The sequence below is a fragment of the Mycobacterium sp. TY815 genome (genome assembly GCF_030755135.1).
Taxonomy (GTDB): Bacteria; Actinomycetota; Actinomycetes; order Mycobacteriales; family Mycobacteriaceae; genus Mycobacterium.
In genome coordinates this window covers 867,841-879,585 of sequence record NZ_JAUFRX010000002.1, presented here as the reverse complement: position 1 = coordinate 879,585, position 11,745 = coordinate 867,841, and the positions used below count along the sequence as shown (strand labels likewise).

Genomic DNA, 11,745 nt, shown 5'->3' with positions numbered 1-11,745 from the left:
CGCCCCGGACGGCCGGGCGTTGCTCTGCAGCACCCATTACCCCAGAGAAGCTTTCCTGCTATGTAAGGAAGAGGTCTGAGCCGGTGAGTTTTCTGACTTTGCCACCCGAGATCAATTCGGCGCGGATTCTTGCCGGCGCTGGGTCGGCTCCGTTGCTGGGTGTGGCGGCGGGCTGGTCTGGGTTGGCTTCCGAGTTGGGTTCGGCGTCGTCGTTTTTCGAGTCGGTGACTTCGGGGCTTGTTGACGGATACTGGCAGGGCCCGGCGTCGGTGGCGATGAGGTCGGCGGCGACGCCGTATGCGGCGTGGTTGAGTGCGGCGGGTGCGGCGGCTGAGCAGGCGGCCTCCCAAGCTCGGACTGTGGTGTCGGTGTATGAGGCGGCGCGGTCGATGATTGTGCATCCGGCGGTCATCGCGGGCAACCGGAATTCGTTCGTGTCGTTGGTGTTGTCGAATATCTTCGGGCAGAATGCGCCGGCGATCGCGGCGGCGGAGGCGGTGTACGAGGAGTTCTGGGCTCAGGACGTGGTGGCGATGTTGAGCTATCACGGTGGGGCTGCGGCGGCGGCGGCGGCGCTGACGCCGTTCACGAAGTTGCCGCTGGCCCTGGGCGGCAGTGGCGTGGTCAAGGCGGTAGCCGCGCAGGCGTCGGGGCTGGCGACCGCCGTCGCAGCTGCGGCGCGTGGTGGATCCGGGAACTTGAGCAGTTTGCTGGGCGGTATCAAGGTCGGTGGGGTTGACCTGGGCAGCATTTTGCGCGGTGTGGGCACCGGGGGCCTGGCGAATCTGAACCTGCAGGCCTTCGGTTGGGGCGGCACGGGTAGCGGCGTGCTCGCGGCGGCCGCGTCCTCCGGTCGCGGCTTCGCGTCCTTTGGTGGTTCGTGGGGTCGTCAGCTCAGCGTCGGCGGCTGGGAGAACCTGCTGACTCAGGTAGCCGGCTCGCCGAATGTGACTGGCCTGGTGACCACGGTGCTCAACAGCCCCAGTCTGACCAAGATGGTGACTGGCCTGCTCAGCAATGCCAATTTCACGACGGCGCTGACCAACGTGCTCAGTAGCCAGGCGGTCAGTCAGGCGGTGTACACCGCCGCAAACAGCCCCGTGCTGACCAACGCCGTTAGCGCGGCGCTGTCAAACCCTGGCGCGAACGGCTTGTTGAGCAGCGTGCTGAATTCGACGACCGCGACAGCCGTGGTGAACAGCGGTGGCCTGAACAGCTTGGTCCGCACCGTGCTGAGCTCGAGCAGTGGTCTGCAGCTGAGCGGCCTGTTGCAGAGCCTGAGTGCCGGCTATACGGGTGGCGGTCCGTTGGCGGCCGCGACGGCCGCGGTCACCGACGTCTTCGGTAATACCGGTACCGGCAATATCGGGTTCGGCAATACCGGGGATAACAACATCGGGTTCGGCAACACCGGTAACGGCAACATCGGCTTCGGCAACTCCGGTGTTGATCTGCGCGGCATTTTCAACGAGGGCGTGGGCAACTCGGGGTTGTTCAATACCGGTAGCTACAACACCGGCATCGGTAACTCCGGCACCGCCAACACAGGTCTGTTCAATCCGGGCAATTTCAACACCGGTATCGGTAACCGCGGCAGCTTCAACACCGGAAGCTTCAACGAGGGCAGCTTCAACAGCGGTGACTTCAACAGCGGCGACACCAATACCGGGTGGTTCAACACCGGCAACCTGAATACCGGCATCGGCAACTCCGGGGACATCAACACCGGCCTGTTCAACCCCGGGAACATGAACAACGGGATTTTCGTCCGGGGCGACGCCCAGGGCATGACCGGTTTTTCCTACACGGTCCGCATCGAGCAGATTCCCGTGGACTTCGGCCTGCGAGTCCCGCTTAACTTCACGTTGTCCGGTGGCACATTCCCCATCAGCACTTTGCCGTACACCATCGGGGCGATCAATCTCAGCCCTCTCAGCGCCATCAACAACGGCTCCACCATCGGTCCCATCAATGTTCCGGCCATCGAGATCAGCGGGCCACGGCTGGACTTGGTCGTCGGCGGCCCGGGATACACCCTGTTCGGCGGCATCTCCGGCACCGTCGGCCCGATCGATATTCCGATCTCGATCCCGGCGGGCCCGGGCATCGGTAACACGACGGGTGCCCCGTCGTCGGGATTCTTCAACAGCGGCACGGGCAGTTCCTCGGGCTTCTTCAATGTGGGCGCGGGCAGTTCGGGGTGGCAGAACATGGGGCTGGGTGCCTCGGGTATGGGCAACGTGGGCGACTTGGCGTCAGGCATGCGCAACCTGGGCAACAGCATGTCGGGCTGGTTCAACGTGAGCTCGTTGGAGGCGTCGCAGGCGGCGGTCGTCTCGGGGTTCGGCAATGTCGGCAGCCAGGTCTCTGGGGTCTTCCACAACGCGGTGACCGACTTCACCACCTTGAGCATCGGGCTGGGCAACCAGGGTGGCCTGAATGTGGGTGGGGGCAACATCGGCGACCTGAACGTCGGCTTCGGCAGCGTGGGCGGCTTCAACTTCGGCGGCGGCAACCTCGGCGACTACAACTTCGGTTTCGGTGACCTGGGCAGCAACAACTTCGGGTTCGGCAACCTGGGCGACGGCAACTTCGGGTTCGGCAACTCCGGCAGCGGCAACATCGGCTTCGGCAACTTCGGCAACGGCAACATCGGCTTGGCCAACTGGGGTGACAACAACTCCGGTATCGGGTTGCTCGGTAGCGGCAACTCGGGCTTCGGCGGGTTGAATGCGGGCACCGACAACGTCGGGTTGTTCAACTCGGGCACCGGTAACCGCGGCTTCTTCAACTCCGGCACCGGCAACACCGGCATCGGCAACGCCGGTGACTACAACACCGGCATCGGTAACACCAGCGTCGGCAACACCGGTATCGGCAACACCGGCAGCTACAACACCGGCTTCGGCAACACCGGCAGCAACAACACGGGCAGTTTCAACGCCGGCAGCTTCAACACCGGTGATGCCAACCCGGGCGATCGGAACACCGGAAGCTTCAACGGCGGCAGCATCAACACCGGCTTCGCCAACTCAGGCGACCTCAACACCGGTTCCTTCAACACCGGCAGCACGAACGTCGGTTCCTTCCATCTGGCCGACGGCCAGATGGGTACGACCATTGCGATCGATGTCCCGGCGATTCCGATCAACCTGTCGGCGGGTGCCAACGTGGCGATCCCGATCACCGGTCAGATCGACCCGATCACCGTCTTTACCCCTGAGCTCTCGATCCCGGTCAACGTGGTGGCAAGCGCCACGATCATTTTCACTATCAATATCCCTTTCAATGGAACCCTAGTGGTCCCACCGATAGGTCCCATCGTCGTCAACCCGATCGTCCTGAACGACCTCATGGTCGGGGCGAACGTACAGGTACCCCTCCAGTTGGGGGGCCCCAGCCGACTCAACCTCACGTTCCCGCCGCTGGTCGGTATCGGGAACTCGTCGGTGTCCTCGGGCTACTTCAACGGCGGTTCGGTCGGTTCTTCCGGTTTCTTCAACTCCAGCGATCTGAGTTCGGGCTTCGCCAACGCCAACGGGGCGCTGACGTCGGGTTGGTACAACTCCGGTTCGGTGCTGTCGGGCTTCCAGAACCTCGGCACCGCCATCTCCGGTGTCGCCAACACCAGCACCGTCAACGGCGCGGCGTTCATGTCCGGCGTCGGCAACATCGGCAGCCAGGTCTCCGGCTTCTGGAACGGCCAGATGGATGCGTTGCAGCAGACGCTGGCGGACTGGGTGGCCAGCCGATGACGTACTTCCCCGCCCCGGACGGCCGGGCGTTGTTCTGCAGCACCCATTACCCCAGAGAAGCTTTCCTGCTATGTAAGGAAGAGGTCTGAGCCGGTGAGTTTTCTGACTTTGCCACCCGAGATCAATTCGGCGCGGATTCTTGCCGGCGCTGGGTCGGCTCCGTTGCTGGGTGTGGCGGCGGGCTGGTCTGGGTTGGCTTCCGAGTTGGGTTCGGCGTCGTCGTTTTTCGAGTCGGTGACTTCGGGGCTTGTTGACGGATACTGGCAGGGCCCGGCGTCGGTGGCGATGAGGTCGGCGGCGACGCCGTATGCGGCGTGGTTGAGTGCGGCGGGTGCGGCGGCTGAGCAGGCGGCCTCCCAAGCTCGGACTGTGGTGTCGGTGTATGAGGCGGCGCGGTCGATGATTGTGCATCCGGCGGTCATCGCGGGCAACCGGAATTCGTTCGTGTCGTTGGTGTTGTCGAATATCTTCGGGCAGAATGCGCCGGCGATCGCGGCGGCGGAGGCGGTGTACGAGGAGTTCTGGGCTCAGGACGTGGTGGCGATGTTGAGCTATCACGGTGGGGCTGCGGCGGCGGCGGCGGCGCTGACGCCGTTCACTAAGTTGACGTTGGGTCAGTTGGCCGGGGCGGGTGGTCTGATGAATGCGGCGGTCTCGCGGCTGTCCGGCTTGGCCGGGGGCGGCGCGGGCGTCAAGGCCGTCGTCGCAAGCCTGGGTTCGGGGAATCTGGGCGGGCTGAAGCTGGGCAGCCTGCTGGGCGGTTTCAACCTGGGTGGTGTGCTGAGCAGTCTGCGGCTCGGCACCGGAACCTTCGCCAACCTGAACCTGCACAACCTGGGTGGCATCGGCACCGGCGGCGCGGCGGCCGCGGCACAGTGGGGTCGCCACAACTTCGGGTCGTGGGGTCACTTCGGCGGCTCGAACATGCAGTCGCTGGTGACGGGTCTGTCCACCGGTGGTCTCGGTGGCGTCCTGAGCAGCGGGGTCCTCAACAGCGTGATCAGCACTGGCGGCCTGAGCGGCTTGTTGAGCAGTCCGATGGTGAGCAGCCTGCTGAGCAGCCCGGCGGTGAGCAGCTTGGTGAGCGGCAAGAGCCTGAGCAGTCTGTTGAGCAGCAAGTCGGTGAGTAGCCTGCTGAGCAGCCTGCATCTGAGCACCGGCGACGTGAGCAGTGCGCTGAACCAATTGGGTGTGGGCACCGGCGGGCCGAGTGCCGCCGCGCAGACGTTGTCGACTCCGTGGGGCAACTTCTCGCTGAACCAGATCACCAACTACGTCAACTCTCACGGTGGTCTGCAGGCCGTGTTAACGAACTTGTCGAACTCGCCGGCGTTTAACGCCTGGGTGAATTCCGGTGCGTTGGCCAGCCAGCTGAGCAGCCCTGCGGTGACCAATCTGCTGAGCAGTTCCTCGGTGACCAATCTGCTGAGCAGCTCCGCGGTGAGCGCTGTGTTGAGCAGTCCGACGGTGAGCACCCTGTTGAGCAGCCCGACGGTGGGCAGCGTGTTGAGCAGCCCGGCGCTGAGTGGGTTGTTGAGCAATCCGACGGTGAGCAGCCTGCTCAGTGGTGTGCAGCTGACCAACGGCGGCAGCCTGAGCAACTTGTTGTCGCAGTGGGGGGTGGGTGGCACGGGCGGGGCGAGTGCGGCCGCGCAGACGTTGTCGACGCCGTGGGGGAACTTCTCGCTGAACCAGATCACCAATTACGTCAACTCCCACGGTGGCCTCGAGGCCGTGGTGACCAACTTGTCGAGTTCGCCGGTGTTCAACGCCTGGGTGTATTCCGAGGCGTTCGTCAGCCAGTTCAGCACCCCGGCGGTGACCAATCTGCTGAGCAGCCCGGCGGTGACCACACTGCTGAGCAGCCCCTCGGTGAGCACCTTGTTGAGCAGCCCGGTGGTCAGCACGCTGCTGAGCAGCCCCTCGGTGAGCGGCCTGCTCAACTCCGGGCACCTTGGCAGCCTGTTGAGCAACCCGGCCATCAGTAGCGTGCTGAGCGGGACGGGTCTGTCGGCCAAATTGAACGGTCTGCTGGCGGTGAGTCCTGCTGCTGCGACGGCCGCTGTCGCCGACGCCTTCGGCAACACCGGTACCGGCAATATCGGGTTCGGCAACACCGGGGATAACAACATCGGATTCGGCAACACCGGTAACGGCAACATCGGTATCGCCAACTCCGGGGTTGATCTGCGCGGCATTTTCAACGAAGGCGTGGGCAACTCGGGGTTGTTCAATACCGGTAGCTACAACACCGGCATCGGTAACTCCGGCACCGCCAACACAGGTCTGTTCAATCCGGGCAACTTCAATACCGGGATCGGTAACCGCGGCAGCTACAACACCGGAAGCTTCAACGAGGGCAGCTTCAACAGCGGTGACTTCAACAGCGGCGACACCAACACCGGGTGGTTCAACACCGGCAACCTGAATACCGGCATCGGCAACTCCGGGGACATCAACACCGGCCTGTTCAACCCCGGGAACATGAACAACGGGATTTTCGTCCGGGGCGACGCCCAGGGCATGACCGGTTTTTCCTACTCGATCCACATCGACCAGATTCCCGTGGACTTCGGCCTGCGAGTCCCGTTGAGCGCGACGATCTCCGGTGGCACATTCGACATCACCACTGTGCCGTTCACCGTTCCCCAGATCGCGATCACCGGTATCAGCAACGTGACCGCCAACTCCACCGTCGGTCCCATCAATGTTCCGACCATCACGATCAGCGGACCACGGCTGAACTTGCTCGTCGGCGGCCCGACATACACACTGTTTGCCGGCATCTCCGGCACCGTCGGCCCGATCGATATTCCGATCTCGATCCCGGCGGGCCCGGGCATCGGTAACACGACGGGTGCCCCGTCGTCGGGATTCTTCAACAGCGGCACGGGCAGTTCCTCGGGCTTCTTCAATGTGGGCGCGGGCAGTTCGGGGTGGCAGAACATGGGGCTGGGTGCCTCGGGTATGGGCAACGTGGGCGACTTGGCGTCGGGCATGCGCAACCTGGGCAACAGCATGTCGGGCTGGTTCAACGCGAGTTCGTTGGAGGCGTCGCAGGCGGCGGTCATCTCTGGCTTCGGCAATGTCGGCAGCCAGGTCTCTGGGGTCTTCCACAACGCGGTGACCGACTTCACCACCTTGAGCATCGGCCTGGGCAACCAGGGTGGCCTGAATGTGGGTGGGGGCAACATCGGGCAGTTGAACTTCGGTTTGGGCAACGTGGGCGCCAACAACTTCGGCGGCGGCAACCTGGGCAACCTGAACTTCGGGTTCGGCGATCTGGGCAGCAACAACTTCGGGTTCGGCAACCTCGGTGATGGCAACATCGGCTTCGGCAACTCCGGCAGCGGCAACATCGGGTTCGGCAATACCGGCAGCGGCAACATCGGCTTCGGCAACTTCGGCAACGGCAACATCGGCTTGGCGAACTGGGGTGACAACAACTCCGGTATCGGGTTGCTCGGTAGCGGCAACTCGGGCTTCGGCGGGTTGAATGCGGGCACCGACAACGTCGGCTTGTTCAACTCGGGCACCGGTAACCGCGGCTTCTTCAACTCCGGCACCGGCAACACCGGCATCGGCAACGCCGGTGACTACAACACCGGCATCGGTAACACCAGCGTCGGCAACACCGGTATCGGCAACACCGGCAGCTACAACACCGGCTTCGGCAACACCGGCAGCAACAACACGGGCAGTTTCAACGCCGGCAGCTTCAACACCGGTGATGCCAACCCGGGCGATCTGAACACCGGAAGCTTCAACGGCGGCAGCATCAACACCGGCTTCGCCAACTCAGGCGACCTCAACACCGGTTCCTTCAACACCGGCAGCACGAACGTCGGTTCCTTCCATCTGGCCGACGGCCAAGGGTTGCAGGGTCCGACCATCGCAATCGATCTCCCGGCGATTCCGATCAACCTGGTGGCGGCTACCAACCTAGCGATCCCGATCACCGGTCAGATCGACCCCATCACCATCCAACCGATCCCTCAGTTCAACATCGCGGTCAACGTGACGGTAACCGCTCCTATTGTCGGGAATATCCCTGTCGCTGGAACCCTCCTGTCCCCATCGATAACCCCCATCCGCGTCAATGCGATCGTCTTCGAAAGTCTCGTGGTCGGCGCGGACATACGGATACCTTTCGACATGACGCTCCTCGGCCGGCTCAACGTGACGCTGCCGGGGCAGATCGGTATCGGGAACTCGTCGGTGTCCTCGGGGTACTTCAACGGAGGTGCCATCGGTTCTTCCGGCTTCTTCAACTCCAGCGATCTGAGTTCGGGCTTCGCCAACGCCAACGGGGCGCTGACGTCGGGCTGGTACAACTCCGGTTCGGTGCTGTCGGGCTTCCAGAACCTCGGCACCGCCATCTCCGGTGTCGCCAACACCAGCACGCTGGCCGCCAACACCTCGGCCCTGATCTCCGGCGTCGGCAACATCGGCAGCCAGGTCTCCGGCTTCTGGAACGGCCAAATGGAGGCGCTGCAGGCGGCGCTGGCGGCTATCTCGCCGATCCAGGGTGGCCTCGTCGTCACCACAACGTAGCGGCGCGTGGGGCGGCAGTGGGTGCAGTCGGTAGGCGCGCCTTGGTTAGGCGTGTGGGCCGCGCACCGGTCGGGTAGCCGCACTCAGAGAGTGGCGAAGAGCGGCGTGACAGACTGGATCCATGGCTGCGCTGTCGGCGGTGGTGTTCACGCTGAGCGGGTGGCTGGGGCTGTATCTGCTGGCCCGCGACCCGCGCAAGCCGGTGCTCGTGCTGGCCTCGATCGGGCTCTGCGGCTTCGCGTCGGTGGTGGCCCTGGACGCGGTGCGGACCACCAGCCTCACGCACGCCGAGCTGCTGAGTCGGCTTGAGGTGTACCTGGTCGCGGTCCCCAGCGTCGCCTGGTTTGCGGTGCTGGTCGAACTGGCCCGCCCTGCCGACAGCACCCGGGGCCGAACCGGCGAGGTGCTCCTGATCGGCACCGTCGCGGCGCTGACATTGGTGGCCGCGAACGTGGCCGGCAGTGTCACCGGACCGCTCCGGCTGGGGCACTGGCTGATGTTCGGGGTCATCTCGGTCTCCACGCTGGGAGCGATGGCCGCGAAGGTCCTGCGGCCCGCGCGGCCCGCGCCCGTGACCGGAGCCGTGGTGATCGCGACGCTGTTCTTCGCGCTGGCCAATGCCATCCTGATCATCCCGCTCGGGCTGGTGCCGAGCTGGATTGCGCTGGCGTCCACCGGATTCGACGTGCTGCTGCTCGGGGTGGCGGTGGCCGTCTGGGACGCCTTCGACGAAGGGCAGGCATTGCGCGCCGACATGCTGCGCTCCTTCGTCGGCTGCTCGGCGGTTTCGGTGCTGTTCGGAGGTCAGGCGTTGATCGGGCTCGCCGTCACCCGCGCCGAACCCACGGCGCAGACCGCGATGACGGTGCTGCTGTTCACCAGCCTGGCGGTGGCGATCACCGTCCAGGTGCTGGCCGACCCGCTCGCCGCGGTCCTGGACCGGCTGGCGTTCTCCCGCTCACCCGAGCTGCGGGCCGACCGGGCGGTGCTGCGCGACGCAGGGGCGGCACTGCCGTTGCGCTCGAAGGACCCTCTGGTCGAGGTGGACGACGACTCATTCGTTCGGCTCACCCGTCGCGCGTTGGGCCATTACCGCGACCTGACCAAACTGGTCGCGAGCCCGCTCACGGCGTTGCCGGTGATCGACGAGCGCCTGGCCGCCCGCGGCGCGCCCGACCATCCGGTGGAGCGGGCCAACGAACTCAAGGCAGTGCTCGCGGACGGCATCGCCAGGCTCAAGCCCCGCGACGCCGGCGACTTCGGCACCACGGAGGAGTGGCGCTACTACAACTCGCTGTATTTCCCTTACGTCGTCGGCGTGCGCGCGTACGCGCAGAACGCGACGGCCGCCGGGCTGGATCCGACGGCGCGACAGGCCTGGCAGTGGCTGGTCACCGAGGTACCGCAGCGCTCATTGCACAATTGGCAGAACGCGGCAGCGCGCTTGATCGCCGCCGACCTACGCGGCCGGGTCACGGTTTCCAGCGACTGATCCCGGCGCAACCCGCCGACACCACGGAGATTTCTGTGCCAGACAAAATGCCGCCCGCCCGCGCTGTCCGAGCAGTCGAGCTGCTCCGCGACCGGCTGGCCCGCCTGCACCGGCGGATGGTGCCGGCCCCGGCTGCGATGATGGAACTGATTCTGAACGCGTGGGTAGCCCAGGCGGTCGCCGCGGCGGCCGAGCTCGGCATTGCGGACGCCCTGGCCGCCGGTCCGTTGACTCCCGACGAACTCGCGGAGGCGGTCGGCGCGAACGCCGATGCGGTCGGTCGCCTGCTTCGGGCGCTGATCGGCCGTGGTGTGTTCCGGCAGCGACGCGACGGCCGCTTTGAGTTGAATCCCTTGGCAGAGGCGTTGCGCACGGACGCCGACGTGTCGTTGGCCGGCATGGCCCGGTTTGTGGGCGCGCCGCAGCAACGCGAGCATTGGAGCGGGCTGGCCGACGCTATTCGCAGCGGACGTTCCGTGGTCTCGGAATTACGAGGTAAGCCATTCTTCGAATACCTGGCCAGCGAGCCCCAACTGTCGGAGATCTTCAACCAGGCCATGACAAGCACCTCTGACCTGTCGATCGCGCCACTGGTCGCGGCATACGACTTCGGCGGCTACTCCACCGTCGTCGACGTCGGGGGAGGGCATGGCCGGCTGCTGGCCGCGATTCTCAACTCGGCGCCGCACGCGCGCGGCATCCTCTTCGACCAACCGCAGGTGGTTGCCGGCGCCCCGGCCGAACTTCGCGAACACCGGGTCGAAGACCGGGTGCGCATCGCGGAGGGATCCTTCTTCGACGACGACCTACCGGGCGGTGGCGACGTCTACGTGCTCAAGAACATCATTCACGACTGGCCTGACGACGAGGCAGTCCGCATTCTCGCCAACGTGCGCAAGGCGGCAGCGCCGGGCAGCCACGTCCTGCTGCTGGAGCAGGTCATTCCCGATCACGACCGCGACATCCCGGCGAAGTGGATCGACTTGGAGATGCTGGTCATGGTCGATGGCCGCGAGCGCACCGAGTCCGAGTACGGCCGCCTCCTGCAACGGGCCGGCTTCCAGATGACGCGAGTGGTGGAAACCGCCTCGCCCTTCGGGATCGTGGAGGCGCGGGCCGTCTGACCGGCCGACCAAAAATTCGGAGAAAACTCCTGGTCATCAGTTTGGTGGCAGTAACTGGCAGCGCCATGCGTCGATCTGGCAGTGGATAACCGGCACCGTCGGACGTGTTCGACCCGTATCAACGCCCCAATGCCGAGGAGATCCGAACATGACCGCAATTTCCGGTGTGCAGCGCCGCCCGCTATCCGACTCCAACGACTCGCTGCTTCGATTCGCGATGCGCGCTGATGCCACCCTGACCGGATTGATGGGGCTGGCCGTCGCCGTCGCCGCCGATCCCGTTTCGCGGCTGACCGGTCTGACGTCCGGCCAGGAATACAGCATGGGCGCCTTTTTCGTTCTGTACGGACTGGCGGTGTTCAGCCTGGCCGCGCTGCCGAACCTGCGGCGCGCTGGACTCGGCGTCGTCGCGGCAAACCTGGTCTACACCGTCGCGGCGGTCGTCGCCGCGGAGCTGGTGCCGATGACATCGATCGGGGTGGCCGCGACGCTGGCCAGCGGGCTCTACACGCTGGTGTTCGCGGGCCTGCAGTACCTGGGAGTGCGCCGCCTGGCAGCGTGATTCCCCTTCCCGCCGAGCGGGGTTGCCACCGCCTGAGCGTTGCGGTGCGCAGCCCCGCTCGGCCTGTTGAAGCACTTGTGCACAGTGCACGTCGACGCAAATCGGATTTGTGCACTCTGCCCGATGCCACGGCGGTGCCCGCTGGGTCAATCTGTGTCTGCAGTACCGAATTTCTACGGGTTTATTAGTGACCTGTCGAATTCACGACGATGGCGCCGCGAACAGTCCATACTTCGGGTGATTTTCGCGTGCCGGCTC

5 protein-coding genes are annotated in these 11,745 nt (G+C 65.0%); all 5 read left to right on the top strand.

All coding sequences use genetic code 11. The features are described from left to right. The first annotated feature begins 83 nt into the window (after positions 1–83). The 5 genes from QXK92_RS23535 to QXK92_RS23515 all read left to right on the top strand — a co-directional run bounded on the left by QXK92_RS23535 (position 84) and on the right by QXK92_RS23515 (position 11,487). Positions 84–3,755: a PPE family protein gene (locus QXK92_RS23535; protein WP_306245666.1), complete on the top strand. Its 3,672-nt coding sequence runs from the start codon at positions 84–86 to the stop codon at positions 3,753–3,755. A 93-nt stretch (positions 3,756–3,848) separates the two neighbouring features. After that, complete coding sequence (locus tag QXK92_RS23530; protein ID WP_306245665.1) at positions 3,849–8,309, top strand: PPE family protein; 4,461 nt, start codon at positions 3,849–3,851, stop codon at positions 8,307–8,309. A gap of 121 nt (positions 8,310–8,430) precedes the next feature. Continuing rightward, positions 8,431–9,801, top strand: coding sequence for a hypothetical protein (locus QXK92_RS23525; protein ID WP_306245664.1), 1,371 nt, complete (start codon positions 8,431–8,433; stop codon positions 9,799–9,801). A 29-nt stretch (positions 9,802–9,830) separates the two neighbouring features. Next, a complete protein-coding gene (locus QXK92_RS23520) occupies positions 9,831–10,925 on the top strand; it encodes a methyltransferase (protein ID WP_306246454.1) in 1,095 nt (364 codons plus the stop codon). Between the two features lie 148 nt (positions 10,926–11,073). Further along, positions 11,074–11,487: a hypothetical protein gene (locus tag QXK92_RS23515; RefSeq protein WP_306245663.1), complete on the top strand. Its 414-nt coding sequence runs from the start codon at positions 11,074–11,076 to the stop codon at positions 11,485–11,487. The last annotated feature ends 258 nt before the right edge of the window (positions 11,488–11,745 follow it).